This is a genomic window from Aliarcobacter trophiarum LMG 25534, assembly GCF_003355515.1.
Taxonomy (GTDB): Bacteria; Campylobacterota; Campylobacteria; order Campylobacterales; family Arcobacteraceae; genus Aliarcobacter; species Aliarcobacter trophiarum.
Map to the genome: position 1 here is coordinate 880,718 of NZ_CP031367.1, position 23,239 is coordinate 903,956.

At 28.3% G+C, this 23,239-nt stretch carries 25 protein-coding genes; 20 read left to right on the top strand and 5 right to left on the bottom strand.

Going from position 1 to position 23,239, the window contains the following annotated elements; translation table 11 throughout:
• Positions 1–13 precede the first annotated feature (13 nt).
• Together ATR_RS04550 and ATR_RS04555 are read right to left on the bottom strand one after the other, a co-directional pair.
• Positions 14–1,000 (bottom strand): hypothetical protein, encoded by a 987-nt coding sequence (locus ATR_RS04550; protein ID WP_115428295.1) that lies wholly within the window; start codon positions 998–1,000, stop codon positions 14–16.
• A 9-nt stretch (positions 1,001–1,009) separates the two neighbouring features.
• A complete protein-coding gene (locus ATR_RS04555) occupies positions 1,010–2,392 on the bottom strand; it encodes an MBOAT family O-acyltransferase (protein WP_115428296.1) in 1,383 nt (460 codons plus the stop codon).
• Between the two features lie 157 nt (positions 2,393–2,549).
• Here ATR_RS04555 and ATR_RS04560 point away from each other — a divergent pair, with 157 nt between their 5' ends.
• Together ATR_RS04560 and ATR_RS04565 are read left to right on the top strand one after the other, a co-directional pair.
• On the top strand, positions 2,550–3,458 hold the full coding sequence (locus ATR_RS04560) for a class I SAM-dependent methyltransferase (protein ID WP_115428297.1): 909 nt from the start codon (positions 2,550–2,552) through the stop codon (positions 3,456–3,458).
• Between the two features lie 32 nt (positions 3,459–3,490).
• Entirely contained in the window at positions 3,491–5,116 is a 1,626-nt protein-coding gene (locus ATR_RS04565; protein ID WP_115428298.1) for a cation:proton antiporter domain-containing protein, read from the top strand.
• Between the two features lie 58 nt (positions 5,117–5,174).
• Here ATR_RS04565 and ATR_RS04570 read toward each other — a convergent pair whose 3' ends face one another.
• Positions 5,175–7,700: a glycosyltransferase family 2 protein gene (locus tag ATR_RS04570; RefSeq protein WP_115428299.1), complete on the bottom strand. Its 2,526-nt coding sequence runs from the start codon at positions 7,698–7,700 to the stop codon at positions 5,175–5,177.
• A gap of 85 nt (positions 7,701–7,785) precedes the next feature.
• Between ATR_RS04570 and ATR_RS04575 the strand changes: the two genes are divergently transcribed.
• From ATR_RS04575 to ATR_RS04645, 15 genes are all read left to right on the top strand, one after another.
• The gene (locus tag ATR_RS04575) at positions 7,786–8,187 is read left to right on the top strand and encodes a disulfide oxidoreductase (RefSeq protein ID WP_115428300.1); all 402 of its coding nucleotides are present in this window, start codon (positions 7,786–7,788) and stop codon (positions 8,185–8,187) included.
• Positions 8,188–8,243: 56 nt separating this feature from the next.
• Entirely contained in the window at positions 8,244–8,897 is a 654-nt protein-coding gene (locus ATR_RS04580; RefSeq protein ID WP_115428301.1) for a DsbA family protein, read from the top strand.
• Complete coding sequence (locus ATR_RS04585) at positions 8,897–9,187, top strand: hypothetical protein (protein WP_115428302.1); 291 nt, start codon at positions 8,897–8,899, stop codon at positions 9,185–9,187. The genes ATR_RS04580 and ATR_RS04585 overlap by 1 nt, the downstream gene beginning before the upstream one ends.
• The gene (locus ATR_RS04590) at positions 9,184–9,753 is read left to right on the top strand and encodes a TlpA family protein disulfide reductase (protein WP_115428303.1); all 570 of its coding nucleotides are present in this window, start codon (positions 9,184–9,186) and stop codon (positions 9,751–9,753) included. Before ATR_RS04585 ends, ATR_RS04590 begins: the two co-directional genes overlap by 4 nt.
• Before the next feature lie 131 nt (positions 9,754–9,884).
• Entirely contained in the window at positions 9,885–12,473 is a 2,589-nt protein-coding gene (nosZ, locus tag ATR_RS04595) for a Sec-dependent nitrous-oxide reductase (protein WP_115428304.1), read from the top strand.
• Between the two features lie 59 nt (positions 12,474–12,532).
• The gene (locus ATR_RS04600; RefSeq protein ID WP_115428305.1) at positions 12,533–13,294 is read left to right on the top strand and encodes a cytochrome C; all 762 of its coding nucleotides are present in this window, start codon (positions 12,533–12,535) and stop codon (positions 13,292–13,294) included.
• Positions 13,295–14,515 (top strand): nitrous oxide reductase family maturation protein NosD, encoded by a 1,221-nt coding sequence (gene nosD, locus ATR_RS04605; RefSeq protein ID WP_115428306.1) that lies wholly within the window; start codon positions 13,295–13,297, stop codon positions 14,513–14,515.
• Complete coding sequence (locus tag ATR_RS04610) at positions 14,505–15,230, top strand: 4Fe-4S dicluster domain-containing protein (protein ID WP_115428307.1); 726 nt, start codon at positions 14,505–14,507, stop codon at positions 15,228–15,230. Before nosD ends, ATR_RS04610 begins: the two co-directional genes overlap by 11 nt.
• Positions 15,227–15,796: a c-type cytochrome gene (locus ATR_RS04615; protein WP_115428308.1), complete on the top strand. Its 570-nt coding sequence runs from the start codon at positions 15,227–15,229 to the stop codon at positions 15,794–15,796. The genes ATR_RS04610 and ATR_RS04615 overlap by 4 nt, the downstream gene beginning before the upstream one ends.
• Positions 15,793–16,233: a c-type cytochrome gene (locus tag ATR_RS04620; RefSeq protein ID WP_115428309.1), complete on the top strand. Its 441-nt coding sequence runs from the start codon at positions 15,793–15,795 to the stop codon at positions 16,231–16,233. Before ATR_RS04615 ends, ATR_RS04620 begins: the two co-directional genes overlap by 4 nt.
• Before the next feature lie 8 nt (positions 16,234–16,241).
• Positions 16,242–17,135, top strand: a complete 894-nt coding sequence (locus ATR_RS04625) for a NapH/MauN family ferredoxin-type protein (RefSeq protein ID WP_115428310.1) — start codon at positions 16,242–16,244, stop codon at positions 17,133–17,135.
• Complete coding sequence (locus tag ATR_RS04630; RefSeq protein ID WP_115428311.1) at positions 17,132–17,770, top strand: ABC transporter ATP-binding protein; 639 nt, start codon at positions 17,132–17,134, stop codon at positions 17,768–17,770. Before ATR_RS04625 ends, ATR_RS04630 begins: the two co-directional genes overlap by 4 nt.
• Complete coding sequence (locus tag ATR_RS04635; RefSeq protein ID WP_115428312.1) at positions 17,757–18,224, top strand: hypothetical protein; 468 nt, start codon at positions 17,757–17,759, stop codon at positions 18,222–18,224. Before ATR_RS04630 ends, ATR_RS04635 begins: the two co-directional genes overlap by 14 nt.
• Complete coding sequence (locus ATR_RS04640) at positions 18,224–19,051, top strand: ABC transporter permease (protein WP_115429415.1); 828 nt, start codon at positions 18,224–18,226, stop codon at positions 19,049–19,051. The genes ATR_RS04635 and ATR_RS04640 overlap by 1 nt, the downstream gene beginning before the upstream one ends.
• The gene (locus ATR_RS04645; protein ID WP_115428313.1) at positions 19,048–19,518 is read left to right on the top strand and encodes a nitrous oxide reductase accessory protein NosL; all 471 of its coding nucleotides are present in this window, start codon (positions 19,048–19,050) and stop codon (positions 19,516–19,518) included. The genes ATR_RS04640 and ATR_RS04645 overlap by 4 nt, the downstream gene beginning before the upstream one ends.
• 10 nt (positions 19,519–19,528) lie before the next feature.
• On the opposite strand, the gene aat is transcribed toward ATR_RS04645, so the two are convergent.
• A complete protein-coding gene (aat, locus tag ATR_RS04650; RefSeq protein ID WP_115428314.1) occupies positions 19,529–20,194 on the bottom strand; it encodes a leucyl/phenylalanyl-tRNA--protein transferase in 666 nt (221 codons plus the stop codon).
• A 51-nt stretch (positions 20,195–20,245) separates the two neighbouring features.
• On the opposite strand from aat, the gene ATR_RS04655 reads away from it, so the two are divergent.
• The gene (locus ATR_RS04655; protein ID WP_228254254.1) at positions 20,246–20,935 is read left to right on the top strand and encodes a pseudouridine synthase; all 690 of its coding nucleotides are present in this window, start codon (positions 20,246–20,248) and stop codon (positions 20,933–20,935) included.
• Here ATR_RS04655 and ATR_RS04660 read toward each other — a convergent pair.
• A complete protein-coding gene (locus tag ATR_RS04660) occupies positions 20,925–21,551 on the bottom strand; it encodes an HAD family hydrolase (protein ID WP_115428316.1) in 627 nt (208 codons plus the stop codon). The two genes, ATR_RS04655 and ATR_RS04660, sit on opposite strands and share 11 nt — an antisense overlap.
• A 352-nt stretch (positions 21,552–21,903) precedes the next feature.
• Here ATR_RS04660 and ATR_RS04665 point away from each other — a divergent pair, with 352 nt between their 5' ends.
• Positions 21,904–22,401: a hypothetical protein gene (locus ATR_RS04665; RefSeq protein ID WP_115428317.1), complete on the top strand. Its 498-nt coding sequence runs from the start codon at positions 21,904–21,906 to the stop codon at positions 22,399–22,401.
• Positions 22,402–23,112 (top strand): sulfite exporter TauE/SafE family protein, encoded by a 711-nt coding sequence (locus ATR_RS04670; protein WP_115428318.1) that lies wholly within the window; start codon positions 22,402–22,404, stop codon positions 23,110–23,112. It begins immediately after the preceding gene.
• The last annotated feature ends 127 nt before the right edge of the window (positions 23,113–23,239 follow it).

Below are 23,239 nucleotides of genomic sequence, written 5' to 3' on the forward strand. Positions count from 1 at the left end.
AATAGCTTACTTTTTACTCTATGAAAATTCCAAAATCTTCTGGAATTTCAATATCAAAATCTTCAAAAATTTTTGCAAAATATAGATAACCAAACTCTTGTTTGATATGAGAAGAGTCAATATAAAGCTCTTCATTTGAAGTTACACTGTTTTCTGTCATAAAATCCCAAAAAGGAAATATAGATGCTAACTCATTTTTCCAGCTATCAAATAGCTCAAGAGTATTTGTCTCTTCAATAAGTTGTAGCTGAGATTTGTGAACAGCAGTTGTAAATACATTTAGCTTTATATTGTACTTTTTACATAATTCAACCATTTTTTTGTAGTAATCAAGATTTGAATTTCCTAAAATATTATAGTTTTCATAAGTTTTTTTATAATAATTTAGGGTTCCTTCCCACATCTCTTCTTTATTGTTATTGTTTATAACTTTTTCTTGATGATAAAAGCTTATTGCTCCATTTTCATAATATGGATTTTTATCATTATTTGGTATTACATAGTTTAGATATTTAAACAGAGGTATTTCTAGATAGTGTTTTAACTTATAAAAGGAGTTGAAGCCTTTTTCAAAAATAGCTCTGTTGAAATCGCTACTATTATCTTTAAAATTCTCATCAAAAGTATAAAAATTTAACCCTATTAAAACATTATTTATAGGAAAATTTTCTAAAGAGTGTTTTAAAAAATAGTATTGTTCTTCTAATGTCCCAAATTGAAGACCTAAATTATAAACTTTATCTTGAGTATATTTCTCTAAATCCTTTGGGTTTAAGTAGTGAACTCTACTTCCTCCTAAAATTATTGTATTTGGTTGAATTTTATTTAACTCTACATATTTTTTAGTTCTATATGCCAAAGCCTCATCTTTTCTTAACCCTATATCAAACATATTATTTAATCCAACGGGGTCAATAATATATCTTATAAAAACCCCAATACTAAAAATAAAAAAAGTAAATAGTATAGTTAAAATTATAAATCTTTTATGTTTATTCATCTATTTTTCCTAAAATTGAAAATATAAAAACTCTTTCGCACTTGAAAAAGTAAATAGTGATGCAGATATTAAAATAGCAGTATAGAGAGTATATTTAATATTTGGTTTGAAATTTTTGGCAATTTCGCCACTATTTTTAAATCCTAAAGCTAAAGCTAATCCAAATACAATATAAAAGCTTTGAAAAATTGGGTCTATATAATAAAGTTGTTCAAATTTTAGATTATACGGATTAAACATAGTTTTTATTACATACCAAGCATCACTAAAATCTTTTGCTACAAATAGTGTCCTTGTAATTATAAGTCCAATAAACATTAAAAACCAAGCTAGATAGAGATTCATTTCAAGATTTGCTTTTTTCATAATGTGTGCAAAAATAACAAAAAGTCCATTTAAAAGCCCCCAGACAATAAAAGTCCAACCAGCTCCATGCCAAAATCCAGAAACAAAAAATGTAATCATAATATTTAAGTAAACTATCCAAACTATATTTTTATTCCCACCTAAACTTTTATATATATAGTCACTCAAGAAGCGACTTAAAGTTATATGCCATCTTCTCCAATAATCAGCAAAGTTTCTAGCTTTATATGGACTATTGAAGTTTCTTGGAATATCTATATTAAACATTTTTGCAATACCTATTGCCATATCTGCATAACCTGATAAATCAAAATAGTATGATAGTACATAAGAGGTTGAAGCATACCAAGCTTCAATTGTTGTTAGGTTTTGTGCATTATCAAAGGCATATTGTGCATAATTTGTAAGTGGGTCCCCTATTAAACTCTTTTTTGCTAAGCCAATTGCAAAAATAAATAGTCCCAAAGAGATATTTTCCCATTTTATATAACTTCTCCATTTTAGAGCAAACTGTGGCATCATCTCTTTGTGATGAACAATTGGACCCATTAAAAGTTGTGGAAAAAAAGTGATAAAAAGTGAGTAGTTTAAAAAATTAAACTCTTTTACTTCACCTCTATAATTATCTACTAAAAATGCAATTTGTTGAAAGGTAAAATAACTGATTGCTAAAGGTAGAGCTAAGTGAAGTAGGGGAGTTTGAGTGTTTAAAACCCAGTTGAAATTTTCTATAAAAAAATCAGCATATTTAAAATATCCTAAAAGTGCAATATTTCCTACAATCCCAAATATGAGCATATTTTTAGATGATTTTTTACCCAAAAGTTTCCCCACATAAAAGTTAAAAATCATACTTCCTAAAATTAAAGGCAGATAGATGGGATTCCACCAAGAGTAGAAAAATAGACTAGCAACTACTAAAAATATTTTACTAAGATATATAAGTTTTAGTGAATTTAAATAGAAATATATTATTAAAGTAATTGGTAAAAATAGTAATAAAAACTCATAAGAATTAAAAAGCAATATAAACCTTTTTTTAAATTAAGAAAATTATTAGAATTTACTAAAAAATTTTGGAATGATTGCACATTATTGATTAAAAAGGCTTGATATATAGGGAAAGTTATTGAAATATAAAGTATAATCCAAAATAAAATATAATTTTAATATTAGAGGTAAAATGATTATAGAAGATTTAAAAAAAATCGTAGTAGAGAACTTAAAGAATAAAAGTAATGAAATAAAAAGAGTTTTTCATGGTAGAGGGAACTATTATTCTAATTTTTCTTATTTAACAGTTGATAGTTTAAATAATATACTATTTGCAACATTTTTTGAAAAAAGTTTAGAAGAAGATGAGATTTTAGAATCTTTAAAGAGTATTGCAAAGAAGTTTTGTTTTGAGACTTTTATAATTCAAAGAAAATATAAAGAGAGAGATTTTTATGAAGTTATTTATGGAGAGAGTACTGAAGATTTCTTTGTAGTTGAAAATGGGTTGAAATATAAAATAGATTTTAAAAATCGGAATATTGGTCTATTTTTTGATATGAAAAGAGGAAGAGAGTACATAAAATCTATTTGCAAAGATAAAAAGGTATTGAATCTTTTTTCATACAGTTGTGCTTTTAGTGTTGTTTGTATTAGTGGTGGTGCTTTAAGTGTAGTAAATATTGATATGTCAAAAGCTAGTTTATCATTAGGAAGGATAAATCATCATCTAAATAATCTTGATACAAAGAGTGTAAAGTTTTTACCATATAATATTTTAAAATCATTTGGAAAAATTAAAAAAATGTCACCTTATGATATTGTAATAATCGATCCACCATCTTTTCAAAAAGGCTCTTTTGTTGCAACTGATGATTATATTAAAATTATAAAAAAGCTAGATTTTATATTGCCAGTTGGTGGTTTAGTTTTAGCTTGTTTAAATGATCCATTTTTAAGTAGCAATTTTTTAATTGAGATATTTAAAAAAGAGGCTCAAAACTTTGAGTTTTTAAGAAAGTTGGAAAACATAGAAGAGTTTGTAACTAATGATGAAGAAAAATCTCTTAAAAACCTACTATTTTTGAAAAAATATTGATATAATCCGACATTTTAAAAAAAAGATAAAGAATGGAACACTTTTTATTTACTCTATTTATGGCAATTTTTCTAGCTACTGTTTTAAATATTTTTTTAAAAAAGCTGGGTATTTCACAAATTATAGGCTATATTTTAACTGGTATTATAATCTCTTACGGCTTTCATTTTAAAGGTGCTAACAATAGCTCCTTAGATGCCATTGCAGAGTTTGGAATTGTTTTTTTAATGTTTACTATAGGTCTTGAAATAAGTTTTGACAAGATAAAAAAGATGAAAGAGATACTGCTTTTAAATGGATTTTTACAAGTTCATATAAGTGCTGCTTTAATTTTTGTAGTTTCATATTTCGTATTTCATTTAAATATTGAAATTGCTTTGATAGTTGCTTTTGCTTTTTCTCTATCTTCAACTGCAATTGTTTTGCCATATTTAAAATCTTCAAAAGATATTTATACACCTTATGGAGAAAAAACAACTGCCATATTAATCTATCAAGATTTAGCAGTTATTCCAATACTACTTTTAGTCTCTTTTTTGACAAATGAAGAGCTTAGTATTAGTCAAGTTATCTTAAATACTATTGTATCTGCTGTGATAATTACACTATTTATGTTTATTTTTGGTAAAAAGATTATTGATTGGCTTTTACAATTCTCTTCTAAAACAAGGCTAGAAGAGCTATTTATTGGTGCAGTTTTTTCAATAGTTATTGGTGCATCTTTGATGGCAGAATATTTAGGTTTTACTTACTCTTTGGGAGCTTTTTTAGCTGGAATGATTATTGCAGATACAAAGTTTAGAATAAAAGTAGAATCAGATATTTCAAACTTCAAAGATTTACTTTTAGGAACATTCTTTTTTACAGTTGGAACAAAGATAGATATTCTATATTTTTTAAAAAATATTCATATAATTATTGGTCTATTTTTACTAATAATGATTATAAAAGCTATAGTTATTTTTGTAATAATTAAAAGAAAATCAGATAAAAATACATCTATAAAAAGTGCAATAGCTCTTTGTCAAGTTGGAGAGTTCTCTTTTGCTATATTTACTCTCTCATCAAATCAAGGTTTAATCCAAGTTGAAACTGCAAATTTTTTGGTATTAATCTCAGTTATATCTATGATTCTAACACCATTTTTACTAAATAATATCTATAAAATATCAAGTTTACTATCAACTGACCTTTATGAATCAGATAAGATAGAGCCACTAGATGAACAAAACCATATAATAGTTTGTGGTTTTTCAATTTTAGGAAGAGTTGTAGCAAAAGATTTGGCAGACAGAAAAATGCCATTTGTTATTGTTTCAAACGATTTAAGACAAGTTCAAATAGCTACAAAGTTTGGATATAAGGCATATTTTGGGCATTTGGAAAAGAGATCTGTTTTGGAGGCTTTAAAAGTTGAAAAGAGTTCAAGTATTCTTATAACAATCACAGAAACATATGATAAACTACTTATTTGTGATGCTATTTTAAAATATCATCCAGAAGCTAATATTATTTTGAAATATGAGTCACTAGAAGAGAAACACCATTTTATAGATTTAAATATCAAAAAATTTATCCATGCTCATGCTGAAGTTGGAAGACTTTTAGTAGAAGAGGCAACACATAGTTGTGATTTAAATTATTATAGATATGATTAAAATATTTTTTAATTAGAATAAAGAGAGTATGAAAAGTATATATATAAACCAAAAAGCTTTAAGCTTTTTGATTTTTTAAAGAGTAAAGTTCCAGTATTCTCATAATAATTGCACTTAAATATGGAATTGTTTGGATAAAAATTGTTGCAGCAAATACATAAATCTCAGTTATTCCAGATTTATTTGTGTAGATTAAAGATACAAATGCAGTTAAAAGTAAAACTCCCAAAATAGTCTCATATTTTATTGGGTTTGCACTTTTTTTAACTTTTCCACCTTTTTCTGTTCTTTTAAATGGTAATCCATCTTTAATAAATCCATCAAATACTGCTTTGAAGATGATTAATTGTAAACTCATAGATGCAATTGAGCTTAATAATATCTCTTTGAAACTAGCTTTTACTTTTGTTCTATAAAGTATAAATGTATGTAAAATATTTACTATAAATGCCGTAATAATTGGAATTGTAAGTGGAATTGTAGGAATTGTAACTCCAACAAAGATTATTACAGGAACCCAAATAATATTCATAACAGCCATAATTGGACCCATAGCATCACTTAACCAGAAAAACCAACCTGTAACAAATTTGTTTTTTTGTGAAGGACTTAATCTTTTTGAACTAGGCTTAAACTCTCTCCAGTGCTTTTTAAGAATCTGAATTGCACCATAAGCCCATCTATGTCTTTGAGTTTTAAAGGCTTCAACAGTATCTGGAAGTAGTCCAAAACCATATCTTCTATTTGTATAGTGTGCAATATATCCAGCTTCAAATAGTCTAAGTCCTAACTCACTATCCTCCACAATGGTATCAGTTCCCCAACCACCAACTTCCATCATAGCACTAAGTCTTACCATTACCATTGTTCCGTGAACAACAATAGCATTCTCTTCATTTCTATCAACCATTCCAATATCAAAGAAGCCAGCATATTCTGCATTCATAGCTTTTTTTATTATGCTTTCATCTCCATCTCTATGATCTTGTGGAGCTTGAACAATTGCAACTTTTGGGTCATCAAATAGTGGAACTAAATCTACAAGCCAAGGAGATTCAACTTTATAATCAGCATCAATAACTGCAACAATTTGTGCATCTTTTGAAGTATATTCAAGTGCCGTATTTAAAGCTCCTGCTTTAAATCCTGTACATGTAATATCAAGATATTTAAACTTATCTCCTAGTTTTTCACAAAGCTCTTTTATAGGTGTTTTGTAAAAATCTTCAGGTGTATTGTTTATGATTACTAAAACTTCATAATTTGGATATGTTAGTTTTGATAAACTTTCCAAAGTTTCAGCTAAAACATGAGGTTGCTCTTTGTATGCAGGAACATGAATAGATACAAGTGGTGCATTTTGTGATTTTAAATCAAGAGGTACTAATCTTGAAGGTTGTACTCCAATAGAGCTTCTAAATAGTTCATTTGCCTTTGCTAAAGTTATAATTACAAGAGGTATCATAAGAAAACTTCCCATTCCCCACATAATCCACATTCCAAAGTTCATATAGTTTACAAATGGATATATTGCAGCCATAACTATACCAAATGCCATACCTTGAGCAGCTATTGCATAAGCAAAGGCGTGGCTTATATTTACTCTTTGATTTTTTAATCCAAAAAGTGTAAGAATTGCTCCAATAATAATTGCAGCAATCATCTGATAAAGCCAATATTGATTTAGTTCAACTTCACCAGCTAATTGAAATTTTAAAGCTCTATTTGTATCAAAAACTCCCCAGTATTGCCCAACATTTCCCTCATCATAACCTTTCCATGGTTGGTCTAATGCTTCAATTATATTGTAGTGCCACCCTTTTTCATGAGCTAGATTTACAAAACCTCTTATAGCTTGTGCTTGATTTTTTATACTAGGAACGGCACTATTATTATTGTATCCGTGGCTAGGCCATCCAGTTTCACCTATTACTATTTTTCTATTTGGAAAAAGATTTTCAACTACACTATATTTTTCAATAATAAACTCATTATATCTATCTATTGGAACTTTTTCCCAATACGGTAAAATGTGAATAGTTAAAAAATCAACATGGCTAGCTAAAGCAGGATTTTTTTCCCATATATCCCAAGTCTCAGCTGTTGTAACTGGTTTTTTTGTATTACTTTTCATAAAATCAATATAAGCATATAATTCAATAGGTTCTAGCTCTTTTCTTAAAAGAACCTCATTTCCTACTATTACAGATTGAATTCTATTTGGATACTCTTTTAAAATTTCTAAAGCTCTTTGTATTTCAAGATTGTTTGCTTCTAAATCTCCACCAATCCAAAGTCCTAAATCAATAGGAAGTGTAGACTCTTTGCTTGAATTTAATATTTTATAAGCTTCTAAAGTCCCATAAGTCCTTAGTTTATTTGTAAAATTTTCTAATAAATTTACATCATAAGCAATTTGTTCACTTGAAAGTAAGTTTTTATCATATCCTTCAAAAGGGGAATAAGATAAAGATTCAATTTTTTCAAAAGAGTTTTCATTTAGTGTTACTAAATTGTCTCTTGAAATCCAAAAAAAGACTTGAAAAAGTCCAGCCATAATAAGCCCTAAGATAATATATCTCAAAAAAAATCCTTCTACAAAAAATATGGGAATGTTAACATTATTTTGTTACAATAAAACTTATTTGAATTTTAAAAGGACTTTCAACTTGATTTATATATTTTCTGCATTTATTGTCTCTTTGTTGGCTACATTAGGTAGCTTGTTTTTTTCTGAGGTTATGCAATTTGTTCCTTGTAGTTTGTGTTGGTATCAAAGAATTTTTATGTATCCATTGGTTCTTATTTTTTTATTTAATTTATTATTTCCAGATGAGAAAGTTTTTAAATATAGTTTTCCTTTAGTTGTTATAGGTCTATTTATATCGATTTATCATAATTTATTAATTTTAAAAATAATACCTGAAACTTTATCTCCTTGTGTTAGTGGAGTGCCTTGTAGTGTAGATTATTTAAACTATTTTGGATTTATAACAATTCCTTTACTCTCTTTTATCTCTTTTTTGACTATTCTTATACTACTAATATCTTATAAAAGAAGAGTTTCTTAATCTTTTGTTATCTTTTCTAAGTTAGAGTTTTGTAAAAAAATTAGAAGGAAAATTGGATGCAAAATAAGTTGTTGGTTTTAGGCTCTTTAGGTTTAATATTTATACTTTATATAGTAGCTACATTTTTTTATAAAAGTGAGCAAAAAAGTGAACAAGCTGTTATAAGTTTAAATAAAAGTGAGTTGTTTGTAAGAGATTACTCTTATAAGATGGGCGACAATCAAAAAAATATTACTGTAGTGGAATTTTTAGACCCAGAGTGTGAATCATGTGCTATATATTCTGAAGTTGTAAAAAAATTATATAAAGAGTATTACAAAGATATTCAAATAGTTGTAAGATATTTAGATAATCATAAAAATTCAAAACTAACAATTCAAATGTTAGAAGCTGCAAGAGTTCAAGGAAAATATGAAGAGGTTTTAAATATGATGTTTACAAAACACTCTTTATGGGCCTCTCACTACTCTTCTATTGATAAACCAGAGCTTTTATGGGGATTTTTAGAAGATATTTCAGGATTAGATATTGAAAAATTAAAAATAGATATGAATAATCCAAAAATAGATGAGATAATAGCTCAAGATAGAGCTGATGCTACAGCTTTGGGAGTGACAGGAACACCAACACTTTTTGTAAATGGAGTGATGTTAAATGAGCTATCAAAACAAGCTCTTTTTGATTTGGTAGAAAAAGAGATTTATAAATAATGGAGTATTTAGGAACAATAACTCTAACTATTATATTGATTGTTTTATTTATATATTTTACAAATAAAAATATTTTAAAAAAAACACAAACAAAGTTGGATATTGTAAATCGTTATAAAGTGGCTCTTCTTAAGGTTTTGGAAGAGACAAAAGAGGATAAAGAGTTACAAAAGAGTAGTAAAATAGAGTTTTTAAAAGAGATAAATAGCGAATTATCAAGAAATATATTTTTTGAAAAGCATGAAATAAGAGTTATTATAGAAGAGTTATCGAAAATGGAGACTGAATGAGAATATTATTAAAAATAGTTTTAGCTGGTTTGGCAGTTTTATTTACAGCTTGTGATAGTGGTTCAACAATTGATGCAAAATCATTATCAAAAACAAAAATAGAGGCAGAAAAGAGAGGTTTTGTATCAACTTCTTTTGTCTTATTAACAACAGATGAAAAGTTTATAGGATTTAAAACAGCAGAAAATGGATTAGATTTTGATGAGTTTAAAGGGAAAAAAGCGGTTATAGTTGATATCTTTGCAACTTGGTGCCCACCTTGTATAGAGACAATCCCAAAATTAAGAGAGCTAAAAGATAGATATAAAGATAGCTTAGAGATTGTTTCAGTTCTTTTCCAAGATGATAAAACAGTTGAAGAGATGAAAGAATTTATAAAAGAGTATCAAATCAACTATCCAATTACTATGGGAGAAGAGAACCAAAAACTAGCAGATGAACTAAATGTTACAAAAGTTCCTGAGATGTTCTTATTTGATAAAAATGGAAAATTTGTTCATAGGTTTGTAGGAAATGTTCCAAAAGATGAGTTGGAAAAATATCTTAAAATAGCCATAGAAGATTAGAAAAACAAATAATATTTATAAGTTATTATTATAATAAATTTATAAATTTCTAAAGAATATTGATATTAGTCAATAAAATAGTGTTAATTATCTGTTAAACTCCAATGTATTTAATTTTGTAGGAGGTTAATATGTTAAAAAAAGTATCAATTCTAACTTCGATGCTTTTATTTTCTGCAACATCAGCATTAAGTAGTACTGATTTGCAAAAAGTAATGAAAGACAGAGGTCTTACGGAAAGAGATGTTTTAGCAGCTGCTAAAACATATGTTCCAACAGGAATGAAAGATGAATACTATGTATTTAGCTCGGGTGGGCAATCAGGACAAGTGATTGTTTATGGTGTTCCATCTATGAGAATATTAAAATACATAGGTGTATTTACTCCAGAACCTTGGCAAGGATATGGATTTGATAATGAATCTAAAAAAATTCTTGATAGTGGAAAAATAAGAGGACAAGAGATTAAATGGGGAGATACTCACCATCCAAACTTTAGTGAAAAAAATGGTGAATTTGTAGGAGATTATCTATTTATAAATGATAAAGCAAATCCTAGAATTGCTGTTATCAATCTTCACGACTTTGAGACTACACAAATTGTTGTAAATCCTGTTTTAAAAAGTACTCATGGAGGAAGCTTTATTACTCCAAATACAGAGTATGTTATAGATGCTTGTCAATATGCTGCACCACTTGAGAATGATTGGGTTCCTATTGAAGCTTATGAAGAGAAATATAGAGGTGGTGTAACTCTTTGGAAATTTGACTATACAAAAGGTCAAATTGATGAGAAAGAGTCATTTACTCTAGAATTACCACCATATATGCAAGATTTAAGTGATGCTGGAAAAGGTCCTTCTATGGGATGGGCATTTACAAATAGCTTTAACTCTGAGATGTATACAGGAGGAATTGAAAAAGGTCTTCCTCCCTTTGAAGCTGGTATGAGTAGAAATGATACAGATTTTTTACATCTATACAACTGGCAAATTTTGGAAAAACTTGCAAAAGACCCAAAAAATACAAAAGTTATAAATGGACATAGAGTTGTAACAATTGAAGCTGCTGTAAAAGGTGGAGCTTTATTCTTACTTCCTGAAGCAAAATCTCCACACGGTGTTGATGTTACTCCTGATGGGAAATATATCATTATTGGTGGAAAACTTGATACTCACGTAACTATTTTTGATTTTGCAAAAATTAAAGAGCAAATTGATAAAAAAGAGTTTGCTGGAAAAGATTCTTATGGTATTCCTATCTTAGATTTTAAAAAATCTTTACATGGACAACTAGAGTTGGGACTAGGGCCTCTACATAATACTTTTGATGAAAAAGATGGGATAGTTTATACTTCACTATATGTTGATTCACAAGTTGTAAAATGGAATTTTAGAGATTTAAAACTTCTTGATAGGGTAAATGTTCACTATAATATTGGACATCTTGACTCAATGGAAGGAAAATCTACTAAACCAAAAGGTAAGTATGGAATTGCTTTAAATAAACTATCAATAGATAGATTTTTACCAGTAGGTCCACTTCATCCACAAAATCATCAGCTGATTGATTTAGCTGGGGATAAAATGGAACTTTTATATGATATGCCAATTGGTTTAGGTGAACCTCATGATGTTGTATCTATTCATGCAAGTAAAATCAAACCTAAAAAAACTTATGACAAAATGGGAACTAACTCAAGAACTGGTGAAGCTCACGAAGGTGCAACTTTAGCTGGACAAGAGAGAGTTGAAAGAGATGGAAATAAAGTTAAAGTTTATATGACTGCTGTAAGAAGTCACTTGAATCCTGAACATATTGAGGTGAATAAAGGTGATGAAGTTACTATTTATATAACTAATCTTGAAAGAGCTCAAGATGAGACACATGCATTTGGTTTATCAGGACTTAATGTACATGCTTCTGTAGAGCCTGGAAAAACTTCTTCTGTTACATTTACAGCTGATTTAGAGGGTGTTTTCCCTTACTATTGTACAGAGTTTTGTTCTGCTTTACACTTGGAAATGATGGGATATTTAAAAGTTAAAGATCCTAAAAAACAGTATCCAGACTATAAAGCTGCAAAAGTTTCTAAAATGACTCCTGAAGAGTTACAAAAAGAGTATAATAAAATTGTTGCTACAAATAAGGCAACAGATGATGTAATTCAAAGTGTTGTTAAATTCTTAAAAGAGAAAGGTTTTGAAAAATATCCAGAAGTTAAATCTTTAGTTACAGATGCATTAGATCAATATAATAAAATTCCTCATGAAAAAGCAAAAGCAGATGAGGCATTTAAAGCTGGTGATATGAATACTGCAATTCTTTGGGAAAACCAAGTTTGGCAATATATGGTTAAAACAGCGGATGCTGGTTTAAGAGCTAAAAATCTTTTAGCAAAAGAGCTTTCAACAAAAATGAGTGAAAAAGCAAGACTAGGAGAAGAGGCATACTTAAGAGGTGGATGTAATGGTTGTCACGTTGTTGGACAAGTAAGCTCTGGTCCAGACATTACAGGAGCTTTATTAAGACATGAAAATGGAGAAAAATTTCTTTATAATTTTATCCTTGATCCTGCAAAATATTATAGTGATCCATATATAGATGCTATGATTAAAACATTTAATCTTAGAATGCCAAATCAAAATATGAAACCAGAAGAGGTTAAAAATATTATTGAATATATGAAATGGATTGATGAGAATGCTGATTTACAATAATTAGCCGTTTAGCAAGGAGAAAAATCTCCTTGCTATATATTATTATTTAGGATTTATTTATGAAAAAATATCAAATTTTTACTATTGTTGCACTGTTACTATTGACTTTTAGCTATACACTTCCAGTTATTGGATTTAATGGAATAATGGAGAGAATAAAAAATCATGATACAAAAGATATTCCAACTTATGTAGCAAAAATTTGGGATTTTTATCACTCTTTTCAATATGTAAGCCCAAATACACCAAAGAGTGCTATTGGCTCATTTGAAAAGATGTTAGATTTGAAAGCTGAAATTGGAGTTGCTAGTATGCCAGTTTGGAGGGTTTCTCTAGAAGCTCCAAACTATCCGAAAGAGGCGTTTCCAGATGGAATTCCTGTATATTTTCATTTTGATGGATATAGTGGAGATGTACAGGAGATGAATACAATAAACCACTATATTGGAATGTATCCAATGGAACATGGTGGGCAATTTGAAAGAAGTGTAGTTCCATACTTCTTTTTAGCTTTAACTCTTATGATGATTGGATTTTTATATTATGATGGAAAAGCTTCTTGGTTACTTATGGTTGTTCCTGTTGTTTTACCTATTGCATTTTTAGTTGATTACTCGGGTTGGCTATATTGGTATGGTCATAATATGCAAGAGTGGGGTGCTTTCAAGATAAAACCATTTATGCCAACAGTATTTGGAGATGGGAAAGTTGCTCAATTTACAACACACTCATATCCGCATACAGGATTTTACATATTGATTGCTATTAGTATTTTAAGTTTATTAGCAATATTTTCAAAAAGAAAAGAGCAAAAAAAATAAATGAAGAAACTAATATCAGTTTTAACTCTTTTTTCTATGTTTTTACATTCAAATGAGCTACAAGAAGCTATAAATAATGCTCCTAGTGGCTCTAAGATAACTCTTGCTGAGGGTATTTATAAAGGTAATATAGTTATAAATAAACCTTTAACTATCGATGGAGTTAATAAAAAAGCAAAGATTGTAGGAGATGGAGATAGTAGTGTTATTACGATTAAAAGCTCAAATGTAGTTATAAAAAATTTAACTATAGAAAATAGTGGATTTAGTGTTGAAAAAGTAGATAGTGCAATTCATGCTAAAGAGGTAAATAGTATAGTTATAGAAAATAACCATATAGAAGATACTCTTTTTGGAATAAATTTAGAGCAAGTAAATAGGTCTAAAATTATTGATAATTTTATTACTTCAAAAGATTTAGAACTAGGAGTAAGAGGGGATGCTATTAGACTTTGGAGTTCTCATGATAACCAACTTTTATCAAATAAAATATATAAATCAAGAGATTTTGTACTTTGGTATTCTAGTGGAAATAATATAGAGAATAATTATGGAAGTTACAATAGATACTCTTTGCATTTTATGCATGCTGGAAGAAATATGGTTAGAAATAATTTTTTTGAGTATAACTCTGTAGGAATATTTTTTATGTATAGTAGTGGAACTATTGCCATTGGAAATACTGTAAAAAACTCTTTGGGGGCTTTTGGAGTAGGAATTGGCATGAAAGATTCATCAAACTTTACACTATTGGAGAATAATTTAATTTATAATCCAAGAGGCTTATACCTTGACCAATCTCCATATCATCCAAGAACGGTAAATATCTTTGAAAGAAATAATATTTTATATAATTCTAGTGGAATACAGTTTCAAGTAAGTAGAGAAAGAAGTATCTTTACAGATAATATTATTAAAGGAAATATTGAACCAGTTGTTAGTGATACTCCTAGAAATAATCTATCTATTAATGATTGGAATGGTAATTATTGGGATATGTATGAAGGCTTTGATAGAAATAAAGATGGATACGGAGATATTCCATATAAACACTATGTATATGCTGATAAACTGTGGCTTTATAATCCAAATGTAAAGTTTTTTTATGGCTCAGTTGTTATGGATTTGTTGAATTTTTTAGCGAAATTTATACCTTTTTCAGAACCTGAACTTTTAGCAGTAGATAATAATCCAAAAATGGAGGCAAAAATTGCAAAATAGCGATAATAAAAGAAGAGATTTTGTAAAAATTGGTGCTGGAACTCTATTCTTTGGTTCGTTAATAGGTGCAGGAGTATATTTTACTCCAAAACTAAATGCAAAACAGACATTATTACGACCACCTGGAGCTTTAGATGAGAAAGAGTTTCTATCTACTTGTATAAAATGCGGTCAGTGTGTACAAGTTTGCCCGTATCATACTTTATCTTTACTTGATATTACAAGTGGAAATAGTATAGGAACTCCCTATGTAGATTCTAGAGCAAGAGGGTGTTATTTGTGTGATTTGCTTCCTTGTGTATTAGCATGTCCTAGTGGTTCTTTAAATCATGATATTACAACGGCAGAGCAGGTACAAATGGGAGTTGCAATGCTTAAAAATCCTAGTAAATGTTTAGCCCTTTTAGGAAAAAATGTAAGCCTTGAAGATATAGGTGAGCTCTTAACTCACTCAAATAAAAATGAACGAGAGCAAAAAGTTCTTGATGATTTAAAAGAGTATGCAGGAAAGCCATGTACAATTTGTGCAGATTTATGTCCATATCCAGCAAAAGATAAAGCAATAGCAATGGTTAGTGATAATAAGGGAAATTTTTATCCAGAAGTAAGAAGTGAGTGTGTTGGATGTGGAGTTTGTGAAGAGCTTTGTCCTGTAAAAGATGAAGCAGCCATAGTTATAATACCTAGAGTAAAATATGAGGAGATATATTCATGAAAAAAGTATTTATAAGTTTAGCTATTGCATTTTTATTTATTGCTTGTGGTGATAGCAAAGATGATAAAAAAGTAGTTAATGAGCTAAAGAGTGAAGGGAAAAAAGAGGAGATAAATGTTGCTACTCCTAAAATTACAGTTACAGAAAATAGTACAAATATAGAAAAAGATAATCCATTTATCTCTTATGATTTAGATGGAAATAGAGTAGTAAGAGTCTCTCCTGATGGTAGTGAAACACCACTTACAAAGGAGTTAGGAGCATTAATCTCAATAAAAAACAACTATGAAAAGTTAAATGCAAAAATTTTAGCTCAAAGACTTAGTAAAAACTATATGCAAAAGTGTTCTGCTTGTCACGATAATTATGCAAATGGTGTTATTGGACCCTCTTTATTAGATAAAAATGATAATGAGATTTTTCAAGCCATTAAAGTTTATCAAACAGGAGAGAAAAAAAATGTTCTTATGAAAGATTTAATCTCTAAAATGCCAGATGAAGAGATTAGAAGTTTAGCTAAAGAGATTGCTCAACTAAATAAAGAGGTAAGGGAAAATAGAAAATGAAAACAAAAAATATTATTGGTTTGCTTTTACTTATAGCGATTTTTGCACTTTTTGCTTTTACTCTTTCTCAAGAGAGCTCAAAAAAAGTTGTAGAGCAAGATAAAGTTGAAGAAAAGGTTACAAAAGTTGAAAGTGTAGTACAAAAAAGTGATGAAGAGATATATCTTGAAGATTTAAAAAAACAAGCTGGGCAAAAAGTAGAGTATGAAGTTAGTGCTTACTATAAAGTTGCATGTTCATCATGCCATGGAAAAACTGGAAATGGTACTAAAATAGCACCAGCTATTGCAGGACAATCTTATGAGTATCTATTATCTAAACTAGATGATTATAAAAATGGAAAAGTTGAAAACAGCTTAATGCAAAGTGGATTATTTATTAATATAAATGAAGAGGATTTGAAAAAATTAGCAAAAGAGATTGCTAACTTTAAATAGAGGATATTATGAATAAGTATAATACAAGGGCTACAATAGAAGATACAGGCTTTTTTGATACCTTTATTACAACAACAAAAGATGGTAAAAAAAAGTTAGGTATTAGATTTTATAGATGGCTTGTGGTTATTTTTGTACATTTGTTATTTATTCTTTCATACTCTATTGACTTGCAAATGCTAGAGGGTGATTTAAGTGGTTCTAGATTTTTGGGATTTCATTTAACTGACCCTTTTATGGCACTTCAAGTCTTTGTGAGTACATATCATATTCCAGTAAATTTGCTAATAGGTACTTTAACTATAGTTATTGTTTATCTGCTAATAGGGGGAAGAGCTTATTGCTCTTGGGTTTGTCCATATACAATTTTAGGAGAAATTTCTGAAAAACTCCATAGATACTTAAAGAAAAAAAAGATTATAAAGTCTTATAAATTTAACCCAAAAATCAAATATATATTTTGGGGAATTTTTCTTTTTTTATCTTTTTTTAGTGGTTATTTAGTTTTTGAGATTATAAATGTTGTTGGTATTTTTTCAAGAGCTTTAATATATGGATGGAGTATAGCTTTTGTATTTGTAATTGCTGTATTTTTAGTGGATACTTTTTTTTCACAAAGATTTTGGTGTAGATATGTTTGCCCTGTTGGTACAACATATGGTTTTATTGGCTGGGCAAGTACTACTAAAATAGTTTGGGATGATAGTTGTGACCATTGTAGAGTTTGTGCAAATGTATGTTTAGTTCCTCATGTATTAGATATTACAAAAGTAAACGCAAATAAAGAGAATAAAAAAGAACAAACAGTTATTAGTGGTGATTGTACACTTTGTGGTAGATGTGTTGAAGTTTGCCACAATGATTCGTTAAAATTTGAAACAAAATTAAAGAAGATAATATGATAAAAATAAAAAACCTTACAAAAACTTTTGGAACTCAAAACTCATTAGATAATATCTCATTAGAGTTAAATAAAGAGGATAGAGTAATAATTATGGGGCAAAATGGAGCTGGGAAAACTACTCTTATTAGAAGTATCTTAGGTCAATATATTCCAACAAGTGGAGATATTGAGGTTTCTGGATTTAATCCATTTAAAAATAGAGTTGATACTATTTCAAAAATAGGATTTGTCCCACAACTTCCACCGCCGATTAAATTAACAGTTGAAGAGCTTATAAATTTTGCAGTTAAATCTAGCAATATAGATAAAGATGAGATAGTTGAGCTTTGTTCTAAAATGGATTTAGATATAAAATCACATTTTAGAAAAATCTTTTTTAAGTTATCTGGTGGAATGAAACAGAAACTTTTAATTGCTATTGCAATAGCAAAAAGACCAGAAATATTTATATTTGATGAACCAACAGCAAATCTTGATCCAAAAGGCAGAGAGAGTTTTTATGAAATTATAAAAGAGTATAGTAAAAATAGACTTACTATTTTTATAAGTCATAGAATAGAGGAGGTTTCAAATATGGTAAATAGAAAGATTGAACTTGATTTAGGAAAGGTTGTTTTAGATGAAAAAATTTAGTTTTTTGTTTGTGATGGTTTTAGGATTGTTTTTTGTAGCTTGTAATTCGCAGATTGATACTAAGCCAAAAGAGGTGAAGTTTGATAGAGAAATTTGTGAAAGATGTAAAATGATTATTAGCGATAGAAACTATGTTGCTCAAGTGGTAAATCCAAAAGATGGGAAAAGTTACTATCACGATGATATTGGTTGTGCTATTTTATGGTTTGAAGAGAGTAATATTAGCTGGAAAGATGAAGCAGTTATATATATTACAGATGCAAAAACAGGAAAATGGATAGATTCTAAAAATGCTTTTTGGACTTATGGAGCAACAACACCTATGGATTTTGGATTTAGTGCTTATGAACAACAGCAAGAAGGTGTAGAAAATCTTTCTTTCTCTTATGTTATAGAGAAAATTAAAGAGAGAAAACCTTCAAATAATCACGGTCATATGATGGGTCATAAATGATGAGAAATCTCTTTTTAGTTTTTAAGACCGATATGAGTGAAGCTTTAAGGTCAAAATGGTTTTTGGTTTATAGTTTAGTATTTGGTGGTATTATTGCACTATTTTTTATTACGGGAATAACTGAGTCTAGAATTCAAGGATTTAGTGGACTTAGTCGATTATTACTAATTTTTATAGAGATTTGTATTGTAATAGTACCTATTTTTATACTTATAAATACAGTAAGAACAATTGCAGGGGAGAGAGATAGTAATATTTTAGAATATATGCTCTCTTTTCCAATTTCTTTAAAAGAGTACTTTTTTGGAAAACTTTTAGGAAAACTTTTTAGTGTTACTCTACCTATAATTGGTGCTTTAATATTAGCTTTGTTTTGGAGTTTATTTAAAGGTGCAACAATACCATGGGGTATATTTTTTTATTATATGGCTTTAATTGTAAGCATTAATATCTGTTTTTTAGGGCTTAGTTTTTTTATCTCTTCAATAGTAAAGACTCAAGAGGTAGCTTTAGGGATTGCTTTTTTTGTTTGGTTATTTTTATTGGCTCTAATAGATTTACTGTTAATTGGTTTTCTAATAAAAACAACAGCAAGTCCAGAGTTGGTATATTCAATAGCTTTAGCAAATCCTTTACAAGTTTTTAGAATAGGAGCAATTGCACTATTTGATCCAGAACTATCTGTAATAGGACCAGCTAGTTACTTTATTTTGGATGAGTTTGGAAAAGAGCTTATATCAATTTATTGTTTAGTTTATCCAGCAGTTATTGGAATGTTATTTAGTATTTTTGGTTATTTAATTTTTAAAAGAAAGGATTTAGTATGAAAAAACTTTTTTTTCTACTAGTTTTTATATCAGCAACTCTATTTGGAGCTGATTTTATTGGAAAAGAGTATAAAGATTTGGATTTAAAACAAGAGAGTTGCCCTATTAAAACAGTAGCTATTGAAAAACATAAAGATTGGTTAGGTTATATTGAGTTAAAAGATGGAAAAATTGTAGCTCTTAGCTCACCAAAATATACTTTTGCTTATATGTTAATAGAGCAAAAAAAAGATGAGAAAAGTGTTTTAAATATCTATGTAACAGATTTTAAAACTAAAAAAATAATAGATGCAAAAACTGCTTACTACGTTTTTGGAAGTAATATTATGAGTGTTGGAGGAGATGATGTGATTCCTTTTGCTCTTGAAAGTGATGCAAAAGAGTTCTATAAAGAAAAACATGGAAGACAAATTTATAGATTTGATAGAATGACTGAGAATTTTATAAACTATCTTGATATGAGATAGTTTCAATATTTTAGGATTGTAAAATCCTAAAATATTCATCTCTGCTTATCTCATAAGCTCCAAGGCTTTCTAAATGTTTATTGTAAACTTGACAATCTATTAGTTTTATTCCGCTATTCTTTGCCCATTTACATAAGTGATAAAAGGCTACTTTTGAAGCATCGTTTACAAGAGAAAACATACTTTCTCCACAAAATATATTGTTTATAATCAAACCATAAAGTCCACCAACAAGTTCATCATTTAGATAGACTTCAATACTATTTGCAAACTCCAAATTGTGCATTAAACTATAAGCATTTATAAAGTTTTCATCTATCCAAGTATCATCTTCATGTTTTCTTTTTATATTTTTACAATTTTTTATAACTTCAATAAAATTTGTATTTGATTTTACTTCAAACCCCCTATTAAATATAGACTTTTTAAGGCTTTTTGATACTTTAAAGTCATCTGGATATAAAATCATTCTTTTTTTTGGACTATACCAATTAATATAGTTATAATCATCTATAAACCATGGAAAAATCCCATTTGAATATGCATTTATTAATCTTTGTGGATGAAAATTGCCACCAATTGCAACTAAATCATTTTCCATATCTTCTAATTTGGGAAAATCAAAATTTTTGTCATCAAGCAACCATATTTTTTCTTTAATATCAAGTAGTTCCATTTTGGTATTTTATTTAAAAATATGTTAATATCCAATTTTAAGAGGTTTAATATGAAAAGAGTAGATGCTTATTTATCGAGTTTAGGATATTGTAGTAGAAGTGAAGCTAGAAAATTTATGAAACAAAATGAGATTACAGTTTTAGATAAAAGAGTTTTTAATCCTAGTACAAAAGCAAGTCATAAAGATATAAAAGTAAATCAAGAAGCACTTGATAGTGAAAAACTTTTAATTTTATTAAATAAACCAAAAGATTATATCTGTTCTCATAATGATGCTGGGAAGCTTATATACTCACTTCTTCCAAAAAGATGGCAGAATAGAAATCCAAAAATCTCAACTATTGGAAGGCTTGATATTGATACAACAGGGCTTATACTACTTACAGATGATGGAGAGCTAAATCATAGACTTACAAGTCCAAAAAAAGATATTAAAAAGATATACGAAGTAACTTTGTTAAACCCATTAAACGGTGATGAAAAAGAGCTTTTTTCAAGTGGAACTATTTTATTAAATGGTGAAGATAAACCACTAAAACCAGCAAAGCTAACTATTATAAATGATACTTTAGTTCATTTGGAAATTGTAGAGGGGAAATATCATCAAGTAAAAAGAATGTTTGCATATACAAAAAATAAAGTTATAAAGCTTCACAGAGTATCTTTTGCAGATACTTTTTTGGAAGATTTAAAAGAGGGTAGTTTTAAAGAGCTAGATATTAATCTTTTTATAGATTAAATTTCAAATTAATAGATTCTCTTAGCTCATCAAAACTGTTTAGTGCATTATTCTTGTAGTTTGAAAACCCCCAATTTACCAAAACACCATCAACTCCAGCATTAAAAGCTGCTTTTGTATCTTTTATAGAGTCACCTACAACTTTTGCATTCTCTTTTTTAATATTGTGAATATCTAAAATCCTATTTACCATATCAGGATTTGGTTTTGGTTTTTCTACATCGTTATATCCTAAAATAGAAGAGAAATATTTGCTTATCTCAAGGTGGTTTAGCATTTTTTTTGCATAGTTTGAATTTGCATTAGTTGCAATACTAAATTTAAAATCACCTTTTAAATCATCTAAAAGTTCTTTTACTCCATCATATAAAGATAGATCCACTAAGCAGTTTTTACTATAAAAATCTTCAAAAAGTGAAGTGATTTTTGGAGTAAATGTTGAAGAGTTATAGAAAAACTCTGCACTGTTTATATTTATATCATTTATATTTTCCAAAATATAAGCTTTTTCCAAGCTCTCTAAACCTAAATTTTCTCTTACATAATTTACAGTATTTGCTATTGCTAGGCCACTATCTAAAAGTGTTCCATCCATATCAAAAATAATCATCTTCATAAAAACCCCTTAAAATCGCTTTAGTATTATATTATTTTTAAATTAGGAGTAAATTAAAAATATTTTTTATAAATAGGACAAATTTTATCTTATTTTAATGTTAGTTCTATTATAATTCTTTCATAGGATATTTGTATTGAATCCTCCTACAATTAAATACAATTTTCTTAAGTATCCTATACTTTTTTTGAAATGAATTTTTTATATAGGTCTTACAGTTTTTCCCTCTGTAAGACCTTTTTTTATTCTATATTTTTTTTAAACCTTATAAAATGATTGAAATATAAGCATAAAGCTTTTCTTATGCCAAAAAAGATATACTTTAACTTTATTTATAATATTTTGGAGACATATGAAGAGAATTTTACAAATATTAACAGCTATTTTAATAATTACAATAATTTTAATAATATTTATATCTATGGCAAAAGAGCAAAAGATGGTTGTAATAAAAGAGGGTAATACTTCTTTAACTCCACTTGAAATAGTTTTAGGAAAGTATCAAGATAGTGATTGTGGGATGATTATTAATGATTTAACTTTTGCTTCACAAGTCATATCAAATGATGGAAAAACTTGGTTTTTTCATGACCATGGTGGAATGGCAAATTGGTTAAATAGTAAAGATTTTAAAAATAGTGCTAAAGTTTTTGTAATGAGTAAAGATACAAAAAGATATATAGATGCAAAAACTGCCTTTTTTAGCACAAATGAGATAACCCCTATGAGATATGGTTTTGGGGCTTATGAGAACAATCAAGATGGTTTTATAAGTTTTGAAGAGATGAATTTAAGAGTTTTAAGAAAAGAGACTTTAGCTAATCCACAATATAAAGAGCATAATCATTAAATGGAGACTTTTAGCCTTATTTCGATTATTTCTATAGCTCTTTTAGGCTCTTTTGGACACTGTATTGGAATGTGTGGTGGCATAGTTGTGGCATACTCTAGTACAAAAATCAAGAGTGAATACTCAAAAACTATCCAAAGTGTTGCACATCTTTTATACTCATTTGGTAGAGTTACAACTTATACAATCTTAGGAGCTATTTTTGGTTTTGTTGGTGGAGTTGTAACCTTTTCAAATACTACGAGTGGAGTTTTTTTATTAATAACTGGTTTTTTAATGATAATGGTAGGGTTTTCACTTTTAGGAAAAATAAAATTTTTAACTATTTTAGAGCATAGCTGTTCAAAATCACCACTTTATCAAAAAACATTCAAAAACCTTCTAACATCAAATTCTTTGTTTAGTTTTTATCTTTTAGGTATGTTAAATGGGCTTTTGCCTTGTGGATTTGTTTATGCTTTTGCAATTACAGCTGCTAGCACAGGAAGTGCTTTTTGGGGTGCAGTTGTTATGTTTATATTTGGGCTTAGTACAATTCCTGCACTATTTTTCTTAGGCTTTTTTGTGGGACTTTTCAAACAATCAAATTTAAGAGATATTTTTATAAAAATAGCCTCTATTTTAGTAATTATTTTAGGAATATATATAGCTTATAAAGGTTATGAATATATTATTGACCCAACAAAATCTATATTAAATTGTCATATATAAGGTTATTAGGTTTCATTCCTGAAGCCCTTTAGAGATTTGTTACCTTAATAAGTTTTTTAAAATTATTATTAAAAATAGATAAATAAGAGAGGTTCCCTTTTTAAATTTGGGAACAAAATTTAAAAAG